The following is an 18,497-nucleotide window of genomic DNA, read 5'->3' on the forward strand; positions in this document are numbered from 1 at the left end:
ATTTTTTATAGTTAAACAAATAAGTGATGAATTCGATTACTTATCTAAGGAGGCAATTCTCTCATGAAAAATAAACTATCTGGGGTGTTAGCCGCTACATTAGCGCTAACGATGATCCTACCAACAGGGGCGATAGCATCTTCAAGCAGTAAGACTCCGGTTGTAGCTAACCAAGAAGTTGCTAACCAAGAACTGGAGAAGATTGCGGCAGAGAAGGCTGCGCTACTCACGAAGTCCTATGGGACGACTAGCGTGCAGTATGCGCTAATTGATAATGGTAAACTTATTTTGTCGGGTCAGACAGGCAAGAACGATATGGAAGGAAAACAGCGGCTGAACAAAGATACTCTATATGGGATTGGTTCAGTCAGTAAAATGTATGCAACAGCGGCTGTAATGAAATTGGTCGACGAAGGAAAAGTCGATTTGGATGCTCCTGTCGTCCACTTTGTTCCTGATTTCAAGATGAAAGACGAGCGGTACAAACGCATTACGCCACGTATGCTGTTAAACCACTCCTCCGGCTTGCAAGGTTCCACGTTAAGTAATGCATTTTTATTTAACGATAATGATACCTATGCCCATGATGTCTTGATGCGGCAATTGTCCAACCAAAGCTTGAAGGCGGATCCTGGCGCGTTCTCGGTATACTGCAACGACGGCTTTACGCTGGCCGAGATTTTGGTGGAAAGAGTCAGCGGTATGAGCTTTACCGAATTTATACATCAACGGTTTACAGAACCCTTACAGCTGAATCATACGAAAACGCCGCAGGACAAATGGGAAGACGATAAGCGGGCTGGACTCTATTTTCCGGCGTACCAAGGGAAGCTTCCCATTGAATCGGTGAATGTGATTGGTTCGGGAGGGATCTCTTCCACGGCAGAAGATATGGTACGATTCTCACAATTATTTATGGGACAGGGAAAAGGGATCCTCTCTGATAAGGCAGTCAAGGCGATGGAGCAAGAGGAATATAAAAAAGGAATGTGGCCGGGGGATGGAGGTAATATTTTCAACTATGGTCTTGGCTGGGATAGTGTGAAACTATACCCATTCAGTGAATATGGGATAAAAAGCATGGCTAAGGGCGGCGATACAACACTGCAACATGCTATACTGGTCGTGCTTCCGGAACAGAAGATGGCAGTGGCTGTGTTGTCATCCGGCGGCCAAAGCTCTACAAATCAACTACTGGCAACTGAATTACTGCTCGCCGCGCTTAAAGAGAAGGGCACAATTAAGGACATCAAGCCAAACAAATCCTTTGGCAAGCCGGTCAAGGCCAAGATGCCTCAAGACGTGACGAAGAAAGCGGGCTTTTACGGCAATAGCGAAAGTCATTTCAAAATAGAAATTACGAAGAATGGAGAACTGTTCTTACCATCTAATCGAGAAGAAAAATATGTATATACTGCGAATGGAAGCTTTATTAATGAGAAGGGTACTTCCAAGCTCAACTTCGTCACTGAGAAGAATGGAAGCACTTATTTGAAGGAGAGCACATATAAATCGACGCCAGGCTTAGGGCAAAATGTGATGACTCACTATTTAGCCGAGAAACTAGAAGACAACGTGCTATCGAAGAAAACCGCTGCCGCATGGGCGAAGCGGGAAGGCGTCAAGTTCTATCTCGTGAACGAGAAATTTAGTTCTATTGAATATCTCGTTCAACCGAAACTTATTACCACACAAATTACTCGCAAGGAAGACCTGGAGGGCTATTGGGACGGCAGAAAAATTACAGGTCCGAACACCGCGGCGCATCAGCTCCAGATCCCCGTGATGAATGGCCGTGATACGACGGAAACTCATTTCTATACAGAAGGCGGCAGTGAATATATGGAGATGGCCGGATTGTTATATGTAAGTGGATCCAACGTAAAACCGCTTGATGCAGGCCAATCATCCAAAGTTACGCTACAAGCAAATGGGCATGCGAAATGGTTTACGATCCCACAAGCGACAGCAGGGAAAACGATGAGCGTGACGTTGTCATTGAAGAGTTCATTCGCGGTGTATGATGAGAAGGGAGTATGCGTCAATTTTACCGTTGTGAGCGGCAATAACAAAGTAAAATTGCCGAAAAACGGATCGGTTGTATTTGCTGGCGCGCCGAACTCGGAATTTGCAATCACGTTGAACTAGCTACAATTCAAGATGGACTTCAACAAAACCAGTACGACACAGAAAAGGTGTTTTGCTGGTTTTGTTTGTATTTACGCATTATCTTTACGAAGAGGCTTTCCACGAATAATATCACGCTCAAACTCTGCAAGAACAGCTATCATACCAACTTTTTAGCTGTTAAGAAACTTTGCAACAGAACCAGACATGTACTCCTTCATCACTAAAAACAGCCAGTTTTGATTTTGAATTTTTTTATTTATTGACTATGAGGTAACCACATAGTTTATAGTATGAATATTATTCCTTATAGGAGGCAATATAATTAGATGGATAGCTATAAGTTAACTAAAAGTGATGTAATTAAGATTTTTAATACTACGAAAGAAACACTTCGATTCTATGAAGAAAAAGGATTAGTTCAGCCAAAGGTAGGTAAAAATAACTATAGATTGTATGGAAATGAAGACCTACAAAGAATTAGCCAAATCTTCTTTTGTAAAGATATGGGTTTTTCAATTGGAGAAATTGATTTAGTAATAAATAAGAGAAATATAATAAACAATATGAATATCTTACAGAACAAAAAAATGAAATTGAAACTGAAATTCATCGATTTATGGAAGTGCAAAAGAAAATTACTAGGCTCCTAGATCTCCTTCAAAATAGAAGCAGAAATTTCAATAAAATTCAGAGTGTCTATTTTGAAGAAAGAAAATATTATCACATCAAAGGAGAAAATTTTAATAGTGTAAAATCCTTTTTTGATAAATTCCGTTCTATTTTTAAGCAAGGTGAACTTTTTCAAGAACAATTTATAACAATGTGTCCAATTAAGAATTTCTTCAATGATGATTTGGGACTTTCAGTTTATTATCCTGTTTTGAATGATAAAGAGATCGAGCACGTTGATATTCTTAGTATACCTGCAGGTAATTATCTTTGTGTTGATTACGTATGTACAGAAGGGCATATGGATGAAGCACGACGTCAAATATATACAAACATTAAAGACTATATAAAGAGAAATGGTTTACAGTTTAGATCATGTGATGTAATTGAATCAGATTTACACGGATTGAATCTGTTTTACCCAGAAGGACAGATAATTATGAATATGCAAATTCCTGTTGAAGAAAAATCGAAACACCAAGAGAAATGAGCATTTATTTATGCAACACAATTTACAAGAAAATTGGAAAAATCGGCTCTTTTATCAAAATGTGTTTAGTATGATTTTTTTAAAAAGTGCTGGTAGTCCACTTACTATAAAATCATAGAATCTCTTTAAATTAATACAAACTAAAGCCAATTTGCTTAGCGTGGGTTTTATGTCAATTGGTTGGCGGGCCCCTACTATAATTGGGGTCTGTGTACATGCCCATCAAATTAATCTATTTTAATACTCCATTGCCATCAAGCTAAGACTTTAAAGTACTCTTTAAATGGAAATTTTGTGTTTTTTATAGCACCGAAGTTCATTTTTATCATTTTGGGGAAGAATGTGTTTCTTAACTTTGATAGCGATGGGGTAGCACCAACAAAACACAAATTTCGTACGCTACGACAGCGTAACGATTTTATGCTACCAGTAAAAAACTGATTAGTGAGAGCTCATAATCTGCGGGGGAGGGACACCCCCGCGAATTTAAGTTTCACTTTATAAAAAAGTAAGGGCCGGTACCGCTTGTTATTTGACTATTACTTTTCCATCCATTCCTTTCAAGTAGTGGAACCGACATATTAGTTCATATGTACCGGGAGTTTCAGGTTTTACGGTAATTGTTATTTCTTTTCCTGACGGGACTTCGGCGTCAATTCCGAGTTTTTTCACCGTAAAGGTATGTTCTCTATTTCCTTTGTTTTTCAATAGCAACGTCGTCGTTTTCCCAACCGGAACAGTGATGATACTCGGATTAAAGTAATCATCATTCAATTCAACCTCAATAGGCTGTCTCACAACGTCGGATTCGGCAAATACACGGAGTGAACCTAAAGTAGTCATAACTACAATCATCGCAAGTGAAATGATTAATCCAGTTAATAGCTTTTTCACAGACATTCGTAATCCCTCCTTTCCTAAGCACTAGTGTTTTCAAATTACTAAAATATTATCAATATAAATGGGGTTTAGGCGTGGCTTAAATAGTAATTCTTTCGGCAACTCCTACTAACCAAGTACTAACTGGAATAGGATTTGGGTAAATAAAAAAAGCCTCCACTACTGTGGAAGCTTCTCCAAATGATGTGCAATATCAATATACATATCGGAATAAACCGAATGAATTTCATTACTAGGCGCAGCGTTAGAAGAGAAGTGGACGATTACCATACTTGCTTTCGGATCAATGTAAAGAGTTTGTCCGTAACTGCCTAACACTTCGAAAGCACCTTGTTCATTGTGCGGAATCCACCATTGATTATGATAAGAAATGGAAGCACCATGACCAATTGCGAGCGCACCTTCTTGTACATTTTTCACACTTTCTGTAATAGAAGAAGGGACGATTTGTTTTCCGCTATATTGACCATTATTTAATAGTAATTGTCCGAACCTCGCCATATCTCTAGCAGTTGCATTTAAGCCAGCGCTTGCTTGTTCTACTTTTGTTTCATCTGTAACGTAATAAGCGTCTTCTTCCATACCAATGTGAGACCAAATTCGTTCGCTTACATTTTCAGCTAACGATTTCCCTGTAATCGTTCGGATAATCCAAGCGAGTGTTTCAGTTGATCCGTTATTGTAAGAAAAAGCTGAACCAGGTGGTGCAGTTTCTTCTGCTTCTAGTAACATATCATAAATTTTCATAGGCCCCTCGTAATTTTTACCTCGGGGTAAAATATTACTAGCTAAATATAGTTGTGCATCTTGATTTTCTAGTCCTAGCTGCATATATCCGTGAGTAGGGTATTCAGCGGAAACTTGCATGTCCAGTAATTGCTGAAGTGTTGCTTTTCCAAACGGTGTATTTTTTAATTCTTGTATGTAAGTGTCAGCTGTTTTCTCTACATCAATAAGATTTTCTTCAGCGAGAGATTGTATGATTGCACCAGTAAACACCTTTGCTAATGATGCCATTCCATGAGGTTCACTCTCGTTATATCCATTGAAATATCGTTCATAAACAAGTTGACCATTATGTACAACGACAAAAGCATCTGTTTTGTTTTCGTCTAAAAGTTTTTTTAGAGGAGTCGTATTTCCAAATCTACGCTCCACAGCAAAATCGTCTAAGTTTTGTAACGCGGTAGGGAAGGGAGCAACTTGATCAGGATTGTTTTTTACTTCATTTATTAAAGTGAATTCTTTCATATGTGTATACGACCAGCGTAAGTAAGGATCGTCCAACCAGTTTTCTTTTGTGACATTTGCTTTAGTGGGGGTCGTTTTATTATTTTTAAAAAAAGTAAACCCAAGCCCTGTAACTACGAATAGTAATACTAGTAACAGTAATAGCAGGGGAGATTTCTTTACATTCATATAGGTACCTCCTTTAGTTTCTATTATAAGTATACGCTCGTCTTAAAATAAATACAAAATAAGGAAAGTAAACGGGTAAGTTTACTTTCCTTATGAACGTTAAGCAGATATTTGTCCGTCTGTACTTTGTTTCTTGAATTTTTGTTTTCGTCCGTGTAATCCATAATATAGAAGTAAAGTGAACGCAACGATAATAGCTGCGATAAAATACATATTATGATAACTTGATTTGGCAGCGACTATACCTAAAATGAAAGAACCGAAGCCAATGCCACTATCAAAGAACGAGTAGTAAGTAGCTGTCGCAGAACCACGTCGATGGTTTGGAGCGGCAGAAATTGCAATCGTTTGGAAACTTGGAATTAATGTTCCGTATCCTAAACCGATTAACATACCTGCGCCAAGGAACCAAAATGAAGTTTGCGCTTGGCTTAAAATGAACATCCCAATTGTGAAAATAATAATAGCGGGATAGATAAGTACATTTTCACCGAAACGATCAAATATTTTCCCTGTAAATGGACGAGAAATGACCACAACAAGTGCGTATAAAATAAAGAAGTAACTTGCAATTTCGCTTAAACCGAGTTCTTTCGCATAAATAGGAATAAAGGATAAAATGCCACTATAAGAAAAGGCTAAAACAAATCCTGTTAGAGCGATTGGAATAGAAGATGGTTCAATTAAGTCTTTCCATTTCATTTTTTCTCGTTTTTGTTTGTTTACTGGTGCTTCATGCGGAATATTGACTAGTAATCCTAATAAAAATGCGAGTAATGAAAATACTGAACAAACGATAAATAGTACAGTAAATGAAAAATGAGAAATAATTGTTAAACCTAAAAAAGGACCAATTACCATCGGTAGACTCATAAATACGCCGTAATAAGCAAGTGCTTCGCCACGTCTATGAGCTGGTGCTACATCAGTTACAATTGTTCCAGTTGCTGTTGTTGCCATTCCGAATCCAATACCATGTAAGAAGCGAAGGGCAAGTAATAAAAATAAACTTTGCGTACCGAAATACATAACAGTAGCGGCTAAAAATAGTGAAAGTGAAATAAATAATATTTTCTTTCTTCCTAAATCATCGAGCCATTTTCCTGTGAATGGTCTACATAAAACAGATGAAATAAGAAAAACAGTTGCAACTAAACCAATTTCCTCAGGTTTTCCTTTTAGGCTGTCTATAACATAGACAGGCAGAGTAGTCATAAGCATGTAAAATGTTAAAAAGAGAAACAGACTACTAAAACAAGTTCCGAGGAAATCCTTCGTCCAAAGTTTTTCACTTTGCATCGTCATCCCTCCATATTAATGATCTAAATTTTTGATAATTTGTTGTAACAATTGAAAAGCTTCATGTAAGTCTTCTTCTTTAATACCTTCTAGCGTCTTTTCTTCAAAGGAATCAACTTCTTCTTGCCATACTGGAATCATTTTTAGTGCAGTATCAGATAATGAAATCAACTTTTCACGGCGATCTTTTCCTTCAGTACGAATAATCCAGCCCATCGTTTCCATACGTGTTAACGTACGAGTCATCGTTGGTGATTCAACATTTAAATATTGACATAATTCTGTTTGGGTACAAGATCCAGTTTGATTAATGCGGAAAATAACAGCCCATTGCGCACTAAATAATCCTGTTGGAGATACACGTTCATTAAATTTCTTCGTAAACTTACGAGAAGTTTGACTGACAATGTGGAAAAAATGTTGTTTTTCGTCCATGTATTTTGATCCTTTCAAATTAGTTACCTAGCTAACTATATACCTTTTTATTTTACTTGTCTAGTAATAGACATGTTGTTTTATGTGGAAATTTCGTATAGATTTTGTATTGAGAACGTACATTCTACATGGTATTCTTTAATTAAGTAAAGAATTTTCTTTCTATTAAATAGAATGGGGGAACTTGTGATGATTAAGCCTGCAACAATGGAGTTTGTTTCACTATCGAACGGAGAAACGATTGCGTATCAGGAAGTTGGAAGGCAAAATACAGAAATTCTTGTACTCATTCACGGGAACATGACATCGTCACAACACTGGGATTTAGTTATTGAAAAGTTGCAAGATCAATACCATATTTACGCTCTTGATTTAAGAGGATTTGGCCAATCAACATATAATCAATCGATAGATTCATTACAAGACTTTGCAAGAGATGTAAAACTATTTATCGATCAATTAAAACTAGAAAAATTTTCATTAATGGGCTGGTCAATGGGCGGTGGTGTTGCGATGCAATTTACAGCGAATCATCCAACATTTGTCGAAAAGTTGATTTTAGTAGAATCAGTGGGAATGAAGGGATATCCAATTTTTAAAAAAGATATTAACGGGCAACCGATCGTATCAAGTTTAGTAAAGACGAAAGAAGAAATCGCGCAAGATCCAGTACAAATTGCTCCAGTGCTAGATGCGATAAAAAATATGAATAAATTATATTACCGTACAGTATGGAATCTATTAATATATACACATAATCAACCTGAACCGGATCGTTATGAAAAGTATTTAGATGATATGTTAACGCAACGTAATTTCGTAGATGTGAATTATGCGCTCATTACATTTAATATTTCGGATGAACATAACGGGGTTGTAGAGGGAAATAAGCAAATCCATCATATTAAAGCTCCAACACTCGTCATACAAGGTGACAGAGATTACGTCGTACCGCAAGTAGTCGGTGAGGAATTAGCAAAACATTTGCCAAATGCAGAGTTGAAGATATTAGAAGATTGCGGACACTCACCGTTTATAGATTGTTTAGATGTATTTATAAAACATGTTGAGGATTGGTTAGACAATAAATAATTCCCGAAATATAAAACTTGCATATACTATAGCATTTGTATGTATAAGGGGAGAGAGTCAATGCATAATCCGTTTTTAATATATCATTCTCCATATAATGATCATCAATATATAAAAATGATTATAAATCCGATGTATATGCAAGTTTCACCAGCTGTAGTTCCTTTGCAAGTGCAGCAATCAATGGTCCATACACATCCGATTTTATTTGGGCCTTCATTTTATGAAAATCCATATTTTAAGCATTTTCATTACAATGTGAAAGCGCAAGTATGGGAAGGATAAGAAGCTAAAAGGTTCATTCTTTTAGCTTCTTTTTTATTATGAATATTCGTACACGCATTTGAAGAAACAGTTTATAATGAAAAGTGGAAAGCGTGAGAAGGAGAGGGAAAGGGATGTCGATGCGTTTTACTTTTTGGATTATGGTTGGAATTGTAGCAATCTCAGGTTTGTCACAAGGGATGCTTTTACCTGCCATTGCAATGATTTTTGAACAAGAAGGGGTTAGTTCAAGTATTAACGGTATTCATGCGACGGCATTATATATTGGGATATTAGTTATTTCACCGTTTCTTGAAAAACCGATGCAAAAGTTTGGAATGAAGCCAATTATCGTTATTGGTGGGTTTCTCGTTATTATTTCATTATTCTTTTTTACACAAACTTTTTCATTTTGGGTATGGTTCGTTCTTAGATTTCTAGTTGGAGTCGGAGATCATATGCTTCATGTCGGAACACAAACATGGATTACGACAACATCAGACCCGAGTAAAATAGGTAGACAAGTATCGATATACGGTGTATTCTTCGGAATTGGTTTCGCAGTTGGCCCGTATTTAGCAAGCACTGTTCAGTACGGTCTTGCAACACCATTTATCGTATCTACTATACTTTGCTTAATAGGATGGCTTTTACTACTACCAACGAAAAATGCATTTCCAGCACAAGATGAGGCAAAAACTGAAAGTAAATCATCCTTTTCCCGTTATAAACAAGTCGTTGGATTAGCTTGGATTGCGCTAATTGGTCCGCTCGCATACGGCGTACTTGAAGCGATGTTAAATAGTAACTTACCAGTATACGCACTTCGCAAAGGATGGTCTGTATCGGAAGTTTCCTTCTTATTACCAGCATTCGCAGTTGGGGGCATTATTACACAAATCCCGCTCGGTATATTAAGTGATAAATACGGGAGAGACCGTATTTTAACGTGGACGTTCAGTGTAAGTACGGGCATTTTCCTACTTGCAGCAGTATTTGATCAATATTACTGGATCGTCTTTGCATGTATGCTTATAGCAGGTATGGTCATTGGCTCGTGCTTCTCACTAGGGCTTGGATTTATGACAGATTTATTACCGAGACACTTACTACCAGCGGGTAATATATTATCCGGAATCGCCTTTAGTATAGGCAGTATTATGGGACCTGTATTAGGAGGCGTATTTATAGAAAAAATACAGTATACAAGCTTTTTTATTGCGGTTATGATTATAATGGGAATTCTCGCAATGGTATATATGGTCTACATGAAGAATCAATTCGCATCAAGAAAAATAGAAAGTAGGTTAGGGCATGACAAAACAACCTAATAAAAAGAAATTTGAAGTACTCGAAAACGAAACAATTACAGACTGCTTAGCACGTATGGAACAAGAAGGCTATGCACCGTCTCGTCGCATGGAAGAACCAATCTTTCATGAAGTGAAGAAAAACGGCAAAACAGAAGTTGAACCATGCGGTAGAAAAATTGTTTTTGAGGGGAAATTGAAGTAATCAAATAACAGATTTTCTTTTTGATACAGAACAAGCCATCCAATTCATCCTCTATGAATTGGATGGCTTGTTTTTTTACACTTGATCAGTGAAGGAAAATATATTTTCTGGGAAGAACGAAAAGACATGCCCAATTCTTCTAAATCCTGTTTTCTAGACTGTAGCTTCATGTAGAAAACTTTGCAACAGAGCCTTTATTTATTGTTTTTGCTAAAACTTATGTACAATTCACAGTGCGAAACAACACATATAAAATGCCACTTCCTTTTTCATTTCTCCTAATGGGCTTCTTTATATGGATCGCAGAAAATATTGCTACTTTTTTCGTATATTGATAAAATAAGTTCTTGGGTCTTACTCGTTGTTATCAGTATAATGATTGTCGCTCAACTTAAAGAAATTAGTTACACAGATTTCGCACTATCTAAAGAGGGGACGGCAGCGATTTCCTCTTTTTGGAGCCACTCACAAACGTAAAGCAAGAGAGGAGGCTATATGAACTATTCTCCTCTCTTGTTTAGATTAACCAGCTACTACAATTGGAACAGGTATATCAAGTTCAATATCTGGAGGATGTTGATTGGAACCTAGTCGACATCCTGGTGGATAATGTTTTTCTAGCAATCTATCAATTCTGATGGAATCGATAGATTGTTAGAAAGTGGAAAAAAATATCCGTATATTCCGAAGCAGATGTAACAGAGTGTCCTTCCATAATTAAGTGTAAAACCAAAATACGTTGTTTTAAAAAGTTATTTGTTAGAACTGGTTATAAGTAGTAAAACAGAAAAGAGGATTACATGTTACATAATTTACAGAGAAGTAAAAGAATTTTTTTATTATGTCTTATTTTTTTAGTGCTTTTAACCGCGTGTGGTAATACGGATGTTAAGACATCTAAAGCTTCATTACCACCGGCTCAATCAAATATAGATAAATCCTTAAAAGCACCAAATTGGGTAGATAAAAGTCCTATTCAACAATCTCCTAATTTTACGGAAGATAAAAAAGTAAAATCGGTTGTGAATTTAATAGCAACGGGTGATAATTTATACCATGACGCAGTAATTAAAGATGGCAAACAAAAAGACGGTTCATATGATTATAACTATATTTATGAAAATATCAAAAAAGCTGTTAAATCAAGTGATCTTGCTATAGTGAACCAGGAGACCCCGATTGCAGGAAATAATTTAAAAGTACAGGGATATCCTACTTTCAATACACCTGAAGAAGTAGGTCAATCTTTAGTGGATACTGGATTCAATATAGTGACTCAAGCGACAAATCACGCTATGGATATGGGTATTAAAGGTGTTGCGAATACAAGAGAATACTGGAAGAAATATCCGGATGTTATCCCGGTAGGCATTAATGAGAGTCAAAACGAGCGCAATGAAATAAAAACGATTACAAAAAATGGGATTCGTTTTGCATTACTTAATTATACATATGGTACGAATGGAATTAAAATTCCAGCTGATAAGTCTTGGGCATTAAATTTAATTGATAAAAAAGCGATACAAAATGATGTGGAAAAGGCAAAGAGTAGTTCTGATATGGTGATTGTTATGGTGCATTGGGGAGTTGAATATACCTCTACACCTTCAAAACAACAAAAAGAAGTTGCTCAATATTTAACAGATTTAGGTGTAGATGTAGTAATTGGAAATCATCCGCATGTAATTCAACCAATTGAGTGGAAACAAAATAAAGATGGACATCAAACGCTAATCTATTATTCTCTTGGAAATCTTATTTCTGCTCAAGAAAAATTAGAAACATTGGTTGGAGGATTATCTTATATACAATTTGTTAAGTATGAAGATAAAACTTTTGGTATACGACAAGCGGCACTCGTACCGACAGTAACCGACTATGCTGATGGTAAGAAACAATTTAAAATTCAATTTTTAAAAGATTATTCGGATGAAAATTCTAAAAATCATGGGATTAAAAAATTTGTAGGTCCCGTTTCTTTGAAGGATTTCAAGGATATTCCTAGAGATGTGTTGGGAAATTGGTATAAAGACTAATAAACAAAAAGGGAATGAGATACAATTAAAAAATTTATAATTTTAGCATTGGTATTGACATTGGGATGGAGCCTTGCTGCTTGTAGTGGAAAACAAACATCTCAGGAAACTACTAATAATAACGATAAAAATAAAAATGAGATAAATGCGAATAAAAAAGATGTTTTACCTATCTCTGATCTTAATGATTGGAGAATTATTCTTGTAAATAGAGAACATATGTTATCAAAGGAACTAGGGATTGAATTAACAAGTATCACTCAAAATGCTAAGCCAAATATGAAAATCGATAGCAGAATTGCAACTTCCTATCAGGATATGGTAACAGCTGCAAAAAAAGAGGGAATCAATCTTTATTTAAGATCAGGTTATCGAGCTATAAAATTACAACAAACTTATTATGATGCTTCAGTTAAAAGCTATAAATCTCAAGGTTTGTCGGATAAAGAGGCTAGTGCTAAGGCATTGGAATATCTTCAGTATCCTGGTGCAAGTGAACATCACACTGGATTAGCATTAGATATTATTTCAGTTGAATGGCAGAATACTGTAGAAGATTTAAATGCAAAATTTGAAACGACTGATGCATTCAAATGGTTAGATAAGAATGCTGCAGAGTATGGGTTTATTCTCCGCTATCCAAAAGATAAAGAGAATATTACTGGCATTAAGTATGAGCCATGGCACTATCGTTATGTAGGAAAAGAAGTTGCTGTTTATCTAAAAGAAAAAGGATTAACTTTAGAAGAGTATTGCGAAAACGGTGTATGATAATTTGAGCACGTATGAACCAGTTATCGTGTGAAAAGATATATGTATCAAGAAATTAAATTTATAAAAGAAGCAGTGAAAAAGGATCTGATATTCATATCAGATTCTTTTTCATTCGTAACATAGAATACTTGCTTACTGTATCTGCTTAACTAGGCTTTAGAGACTGCCTACTTTCCAGATGCTACAATATTAACCTCGCCATCTTTTTTGTTTTGGATGTTAGCTTTTCTTAGCTTGATAGACATGTGGAGGTAGCCCAAACACTGCGATTGGTAGTGTTTTTTATTTGTTAGCATCTTACAAATTTTGTTAAGATGAAATAGTTGGTGTAGGGAAAATATTTTAGGAGCTGAATAGGGTGAAGAGATATTTTGTTAATAATCGACATAAGAAAGTACACATCACAGAATGGGGTAATAAGAAAAATCCGGTTATCTTTTGTTTACATGGGTTAGGTGGCTCTAGTCTTACTTTTATAGAAGTGGCTGACAAACTAAAAGATGAGTATAGATTTGTTACATGTTTTGTGCAACTAACAAATCAGATGATGTTCACTATTGCTTTCATTTCTGCAATAACGAATTCAATAGATGATAGAACGTATATTTGGTATAATTGAAACATACTACTTAAAATGATGCACATGAGTTATAAAATTTATGTAAAGAGGTAAGGACTACATAACAATAACTAAATTTAAAAGTTCTAGTACATATAAGATTCAGTTCATGTTAAGCAAATTCATTATCAGAAAGGAAAAGATGTAATGAATCAAATTTCATTTGAAGATTTATTTGAAGAAGAAAAAGAAAAAGTGGAGGTAGCTGAGATCCCAGCACCTTTATCGCCCTTGCAAAAAGATATTTTGGGATTATTTAATTCTGAAGAAATAAGTGCAATTGAGCTATGCGAACAATTAATACGATCTGGTAAAATATCAGATGAGAGATTTACAACGAATAAGCCTAAAGCCTTTGGACAAGTATGCTTAATATTAGAAGGGTTTGTTACAGAAGGAAAGCTTACTTTTATCAAAAATGATGAGAAAAGAGATAGGGTTTATAAATTGAATGAAGAAATTTTTAACATATAAGTTGTCCAGAATTAAATGAATGTTTTCTACGGAGCTAGTTCAGTAACCAAAGTAAAAAGGGGTATCAATCAAGAAAGATTGATACCCCTTTTTGTTTTTTTACATCTTACATATTTACGTTTGAAACCGAGTCTTTCTCTATCAAGTTCTAAATGCATATTTTCGTAAGCATTTAGAAAACTGCTTTTTCTTGTTACGTTTTACTTCAACTATACCAACTTCTTTTGCAGTCTCGACTGCCTTTTCATGTAGTGGCGCATATGAAATCCTCACAGTGTTTAGAAGATTATTCATAGCGGATTTTGTTCGTTCTGGAGAATCCTGAATCGTATTTTTCGCAATTTTATAGTTTTGTAAAAAAAGTATATTAAAAAATGCACTAATAAATTATTCTCCTTTTATTTAGGCTGTTTTCGTATAGATTGTTGCTCTCTATCAACGAGTAAAAAAGGGATATTCCACATACAACACGTTAATAACTTTCATCGCCGCTTGAAAAGATGGATGGAACGATTTCAAGGCGTTTGTACGTATTATTTGGATAGAGCAAATACTTATTTCAGCTTGCCAAAAATCTAAATGTTTCCCAGTTGAAGCATTAAGAAAAGATAAAAAGCATCATTAATCAGATGCTTTTTAGGTAGATTCAATGGTTTATTGTTATTTAACTAATGGAGTAGTTTAGTTGAATAAGAAAAAAAGAGTAATGCGTATTTGACTTAAAATACGATACAAAAATGAACTGTACAAGGATGACAATTCATTTAATAGGTAGGTATTATTTCACATTCTTTAGAGGGAAAATTACCTTGTTATAAAAAAATCTTTCCCATTTAGCTAACAAACCGTTCCCATTTTCACCACGTTGAATTTCAATTTCGTGTTTTTTATGAAATTCTGCTATTCGTTTATTATGCTCTTTGTGCAATTGATGGAGAGCTACTTGTTTCATTATTATCCCTCCTTTCGATTAACCATAATTATATATCCTGGGTTGATTATAGCAAAGTATTCTACACGTTTTGTAGATTAAATCTGCCTTTTAGTTTTAACAGTAACAATCTTTGAGAAAACAGCCTTTATTTATGACGATCGTCGTAAGGTCATTGCCCAGAATAAAAGAGCGCAAGCACTAACGGATGCACCTAATGTACAAACTCCGTTCCATCCGTAGCTTGCATAAATGTTTGTGGAAAGAATTGCACCTGTTGCACTGCCGATAGAATAAAAAATCATGTAACTGGCAGTGAGGCGACTTCTCGCTTCTGGACGCACTGTGAAAAGCATACTTTGATTGGTGACATGTACAGCTTGCACAGCTAAATCTAAAAGGATAACACCGATAACTAGTAGGAATAGAGAATGGTTCATTAATTTAATTAGGAGCCATGAAAGTAATAATAAGGATAAGGCTATGCCAGTAGTTCTCTCTCCGAATCCGCGATCAGCAAGTTGTCCGGCTTTAGTGGCAGCTAATGCACCAGCAACTCCAGCAAGACCAAATGCTCCGATAGCTGTATGTGATAGATTATATGGTGCAACACTTAGAGGTAAAACTAATGAGGTCCATAAAATACTGAATGAAGTAAAAATAAGCAATGCTAATATTCCGCGAATACGTAAGATCCTTTCTTCTACAAATAATAAGAGAACAGAACGTAATAATTTACGATAGGTCATAGCTGTTTTTTTATGTTCAAGACTAGGTAAATTACGATATAACAAACCAATTACGAAGAGCATAAGTACAGCAGAGGTGAGATAAACGGAACGCCATCCCGCTAGATCTGTTAATGTTCCGGCAAATGTACGTGCAAGCAGAATTCCTATTACGACACCACTCGTGACGAAACCTACTATTCGCCCACGGTCTTTTGGGATAGCTAAAATGGATGCGTATGCGACGAGTGTCTGCGTAACAGTCGCAAGAATTCCGACTAAGGCCATACCTATAAAAAGTACGGTACTGGAAGGAGCGACTCCGACCACAATTAAAGCGAAAACGGATAAAAGCATTTGAACAATGATAAGTCTTTTTTTGTTTAACAAATCACCAAGTGGAACTAATAAAAGTAATCCGAGTGCATAACAAACTTGAGTAATCGTAATAACGACACCAATAGTTGAATGGTTGATCTTAAACGCATTTGATAAAGAATCAAGTAGAGGATGAGCGAAGTATATATTCGCCACAGCCATCCCGCAAGCTATTGAAAATAATAGAGTTATATAGCGGGGCATGATTGTATTGATAGGTGATTGGAACTGATCATTATTCTGTGTAAGAGCAGTTGTCATTTTTTCTTTAGCATCCATAATATCATCTCCTTTTGTTTTTAAAATAATGTACCGAACGATATGTTATTTTGTAAGTCAAATATAATCAGGGATAAGTTGCTATGTCAAGTGAATTGTAAATTAAATTCAGTTTCTTTTGACATATCATTTATAATTTAATACGATATATAATATACTGATTAGTACATAAAAACGTGATTTATAATTTAGAAAACAGGTGAAAAAAGAGGATGGGTTAAATGGCTCGACTACGTGAATTTGATAAAGAAAAAGCTTTGGATGCTGCTATGCAACTTTTTTGGGAGAAAGGATACGCTGCTACTTCATTAAGTGATCTAATTGCTAAAATGGAAATACAAAGACCGAGTTTATATGCAGCATTTGGTGATAAAGAAGGGCTATTTGAAGCTGCATTACGGAGATACACGAATTTACACGCAGCTAGCATTCGAACAAAACTTCAAAAAGAACAATCTGTAAAAGAGGCCATTCGTATATTTTTTGAAAATATGGTGGAAGAGGAATATAAAAAAGAATCAAATAAAGGCTGTTTTTGTATTAACACAATGGTTGAGATTGCCCCTCATAATGAAAAATTTGAAGTGCTGACTAGAGAACATCAAATGTATCTTTCAGTTATATTTCAAGAATTAATTACTAAAGGAATTCAGTCTGGAGAACTGCAAAGTGATGTGAATGCTAAAGCATTGGCACAAACGCTAGTTACTTCATTAATTGGATTAACGGTGTTAATGAAATCTCGCCCAGAACGTTCAGTTGTAGATAATTCGGTATGTATCATATTATCGTTACTAAAATAAATGTAACAGAATTGTATTTCAATCAACTATGTCGATTATAGACACTTTTATTTATAAGCTTTTAACTTTAAGCACTGAATTGTCTACGAAGGCAACAAGTGCTTTTTATTTTCGTGTAAATATGAGCAGGTGAATCATAATGGTTGTCTGCAATATATGAAGATTGTTGGAGACATTTGTAATTAGGAATCGGATAAGAGAGGAATGAAAATACTATATAAGCCCCTTCAAAGCCCCTTATAAGCACCTACCAAGTAATAAATCACTAAGAAAAAACAAAAACAAAAACAAAAACAAAAACAAAAACAAAAACAAAAACAACTACAAGAACAAAAAAGCGCGAAAAAATAAAATCGGTGTAGTAGTAGTAAAAAAAATTGAAATTCGAATGCCAAAACCGTTACCTCATTCTTATATTTATATTGAAGGATTGGAATTTTCCTATTTGCTAGCAAAGAGTGGAGGGAAACTGATGGCGGTGTACCGTAATGTGCAGGTGAACTTTTGGCAAGATGAATTCATATTAGATTTAACGCCAGAAGAGCGTTATTTTTACATATATTTGTTAACTGGTACGAAAACGAAGCAATGTGGTATTTACATATTGCCAAAGCGTTTGGCAGAGCTTGAAACTGGTTACAGTATGGAGACTGTTGAGAAGTTATTGAACCGGTTTGTGGAATACGGGAAGATTTTATATGATGCGGAAACGAAAGAGTTATTCATTATAAATTGGTTACACTATAATCCTATTTTTAATACGAACATAGAGAAATGTGTATTACGTGAGCTGAAAATGGTGAAAAGTAAAGAGTTCCTACATAAGTTTTTGCGTAAATGTCTTGAAGAAGAATGCAAGATTCCATTATTACTTCAGTATTTTGGTATGCCAGAGGAAGAGATTGATAGTAATTCACAACAAGTAATTATTCAAGAGAAGGAAGAGGTAGAAAGAGTAGAGGAGGTCACTCCGCATAGTGAAGTTTACAAGTTTTACGAACAAAATATTAGTAGTTTATCTCCATATATAGTGAAGGAATTAAAGGGATGGATGCAAAGAGTTTCAGGAGATAAAGTACTAGAGGCACTTAAAATTGCGTTTGAAAATACTAAGGGGACGTTCGCTTATGTGAAGGGGATTTTGAGGGATTGGTGTAAGAAAGGACGAGTAAGCTTCAATAAAGGAAAGGAAATAGTGCGTAAGAGAGAAGTATTCAGTTTGTATGATCCATAGCATGAGCAAGTAATGATTTCTTCTTTTC

The 18,497-nt window shown here is 35.5% G+C and carries 18 protein-coding genes and 4 pseudogenes; 15 read left to right on the forward strand and 7 right to left on the reverse strand.

Annotated elements, in window-relative coordinates:
* Positions 1 to 63 precede the first annotated feature (63 nt).
* From JFU54_RS15535 to JFU54_RS15540, 3 genes are all read left to right on the forward strand, one after another.
* Complete coding sequence (locus JFU54_RS15535; protein WP_201065135.1) at positions 64 to 2,148, forward strand: serine hydrolase domain-containing protein; 2,085 nt, start codon at positions 64 to 66, stop codon at positions 2,146 to 2,148.
* A gap of 308 nt (positions 2,149 to 2,456) precedes the next feature.
* Positions 2,457 to 2,780: a MerR family transcriptional regulator gene (locus JFU54_RS29790; protein WP_002142474.1), complete on the forward strand. Its 324-nt coding sequence runs from the start codon at positions 2,457 to 2,459 to the stop codon at positions 2,778 to 2,780.
* Complete coding sequence (locus tag JFU54_RS15540) at positions 2,747 to 3,289, forward strand: GyrI-like domain-containing protein (protein ID WP_242489431.1); 543 nt, start codon at positions 2,747 to 2,749, stop codon at positions 3,287 to 3,289. Before JFU54_RS29790 ends, JFU54_RS15540 begins: the two co-directional genes overlap by 34 nt.
* 528 nt (positions 3,290 to 3,817) lie before the next feature.
* On the opposite strand, the gene JFU54_RS15545 is transcribed toward JFU54_RS15540, so the two are convergent.
* The 4 genes from JFU54_RS15545 to JFU54_RS15560 all read right to left on the reverse strand — a co-directional run bounded on the left by JFU54_RS15545 (position 3,818) and on the right by JFU54_RS15560 (position 7,342).
* Entirely contained in the window at positions 3,818 to 4,189 is a 372-nt protein-coding gene (locus JFU54_RS15545) for a cupredoxin domain-containing protein (RefSeq protein WP_002013813.1), read from the reverse strand.
* A gap of 159 nt (positions 4,190 to 4,348) precedes the next feature.
* A complete protein-coding gene (locus JFU54_RS15550; RefSeq protein WP_201065137.1) occupies positions 4,349 to 5,608 on the reverse strand; it encodes a serine hydrolase domain-containing protein in 1,260 nt (419 codons plus the stop codon).
* Positions 5,609 to 5,707: 99 nt separating this feature from the next.
* Positions 5,708 to 6,907, reverse strand: coding sequence for an MFS transporter (locus JFU54_RS15555; protein WP_002128166.1), 1,200 nt, complete (start codon positions 6,905 to 6,907; stop codon positions 5,708 to 5,710).
* A gap of 15 nt (positions 6,908 to 6,922) precedes the next feature.
* Positions 6,923 to 7,342, reverse strand: coding sequence for a MarR family winged helix-turn-helix transcriptional regulator (locus JFU54_RS15560; RefSeq protein WP_002033056.1), 420 nt, complete (start codon positions 7,340 to 7,342; stop codon positions 6,923 to 6,925).
* A 174-nt stretch (positions 7,343 to 7,516) separates the two neighbouring features.
* Here JFU54_RS15560 and phaZ point away from each other — a divergent pair, with 174 nt between their 5' ends.
* The 9 genes and pseudogenes from phaZ to JFU54_RS15605 all read left to right on the forward strand — a co-directional run bounded on the left by phaZ (position 7,517) and on the right by JFU54_RS15605 (position 14,116).
* The gene (gene phaZ, locus JFU54_RS15565) at positions 7,517 to 8,434 is read left to right on the forward strand and encodes an intracellular short-chain-length polyhydroxyalkanoate depolymerase (RefSeq protein WP_002013809.1); all 918 of its coding nucleotides are present in this window, start codon (positions 7,517 to 7,519) and stop codon (positions 8,432 to 8,434) included.
* A 60-nt stretch (positions 8,435 to 8,494) separates the two neighbouring features.
* The gene (locus tag JFU54_RS15570; RefSeq protein ID WP_002013808.1) at positions 8,495 to 8,719 is read left to right on the forward strand and encodes a hypothetical protein; all 225 of its coding nucleotides are present in this window, start codon (positions 8,495 to 8,497) and stop codon (positions 8,717 to 8,719) included.
* Positions 8,720 to 8,832: 113 nt separating this feature from the next.
* Positions 8,833 to 10,029, forward strand: a complete 1,197-nt coding sequence (locus JFU54_RS15575) for an MFS transporter (RefSeq protein ID WP_016101024.1) — start codon at positions 8,833 to 8,835, stop codon at positions 10,027 to 10,029.
* The gene (locus JFU54_RS15580) at positions 10,013 to 10,213 is read left to right on the forward strand and encodes an NETI motif-containing protein (RefSeq protein WP_000166305.1); all 201 of its coding nucleotides are present in this window, start codon (positions 10,013 to 10,015) and stop codon (positions 10,211 to 10,213) included. Before JFU54_RS15575 ends, JFU54_RS15580 begins: the two co-directional genes overlap by 17 nt.
* A gap of 194 nt (positions 10,214 to 10,407) precedes the next feature.
* A pseudogene (locus JFU54_RS15585) lies at positions 10,408 to 10,690 on the forward strand (DUF817 family protein); the annotation flags it as partial.
* A gap of 323 nt (positions 10,691 to 11,013) precedes the next feature.
* Positions 11,014 to 12,249 (forward strand): CapA family protein, encoded by a 1,236-nt coding sequence (locus JFU54_RS15590; protein WP_063218236.1) that lies wholly within the window; start codon positions 11,014 to 11,016, stop codon positions 12,247 to 12,249.
* Between the two features lie 48 nt (positions 12,250 to 12,297).
* Positions 12,298 to 13,020, forward strand: coding sequence for a M15 family metallopeptidase (locus tag JFU54_RS15595; RefSeq protein WP_201065139.1), 723 nt, complete (start codon positions 12,298 to 12,300; stop codon positions 13,018 to 13,020).
* Positions 13,021 to 13,381: 361 nt separating this feature from the next.
* Positions 13,382 to 13,543 (forward strand): annotated as a pseudogene (locus tag JFU54_RS29795) (alpha/beta fold hydrolase); the annotation flags it as partial.
* 246 nt (positions 13,544 to 13,789) lie between these two features.
* Entirely contained in the window at positions 13,790 to 14,116 is a 327-nt protein-coding gene (locus tag JFU54_RS15605; protein WP_201065142.1) for a DUF3895 domain-containing protein, read from the forward strand.
* Between the two features lie 68 nt (positions 14,117 to 14,184).
* On the opposite strand, the pseudogene JFU54_RS15610 reads toward JFU54_RS15605, so the two are convergent.
* Positions 14,185 to 14,461 (reverse strand): annotated as a pseudogene (locus JFU54_RS15610) (hypothetical protein); the annotation flags it as partial.
* Positions 14,462 to 14,560: 99 nt separating this feature from the next.
* On the opposite strand from JFU54_RS15610, the pseudogene JFU54_RS15615 reads away from it, so the two are divergent.
* Positions 14,561 to 14,680: pseudogene (locus tag JFU54_RS15615) on the forward strand (IS1595 family transposase); the annotation flags it as partial.
* 214 nt (positions 14,681 to 14,894) lie between these two features.
* On the opposite strand, the gene JFU54_RS15620 reads toward JFU54_RS15615, so the two are convergent.
* Together JFU54_RS15620 and JFU54_RS15625 are read right to left on the reverse strand one after the other, a co-directional pair.
* Complete coding sequence (locus tag JFU54_RS15620; protein ID WP_002013769.1) at positions 14,895 to 15,068, reverse strand: hypothetical protein; 174 nt, start codon at positions 15,066 to 15,068, stop codon at positions 14,895 to 14,897.
* Positions 15,069 to 15,199: 131 nt separating this feature from the next.
* Positions 15,200 to 16,432 (reverse strand): MFS transporter, encoded by a 1,233-nt coding sequence (locus JFU54_RS15625; protein ID WP_201065145.1) that lies wholly within the window; start codon positions 16,430 to 16,432, stop codon positions 15,200 to 15,202.
* Positions 16,433 to 16,653: 221 nt separating this feature from the next.
* On the opposite strand from JFU54_RS15625, the gene JFU54_RS15630 reads away from it, so the two are divergent.
* Together JFU54_RS15630 and JFU54_RS15635 are read left to right on the forward strand one after the other, a co-directional pair.
* Positions 16,654 to 17,235, forward strand: coding sequence for a TetR/AcrR family transcriptional regulator (locus JFU54_RS15630; RefSeq protein WP_201065148.1), 582 nt, complete (start codon positions 16,654 to 16,656; stop codon positions 17,233 to 17,235).
* A 472-nt stretch (positions 17,236 to 17,707) separates the two neighbouring features.
* On the forward strand, positions 17,708 to 18,469 hold the full coding sequence (locus tag JFU54_RS15635; protein WP_201065151.1) for a DnaD domain-containing protein: 762 nt from the start codon (positions 17,708 to 17,710) through the stop codon (positions 18,467 to 18,469).
* The last annotated feature ends 28 nt before the right edge of the window (positions 18,470 to 18,497 follow it).

It is taken from the genome of Bacillus sp. TH19, assembly GCF_016651075.1.
Classification (GTDB): domain Bacteria; phylum Bacillota; class Bacilli; order Bacillales; family Bacillaceae_G; genus Bacillus_A; species Bacillus_A mycoides.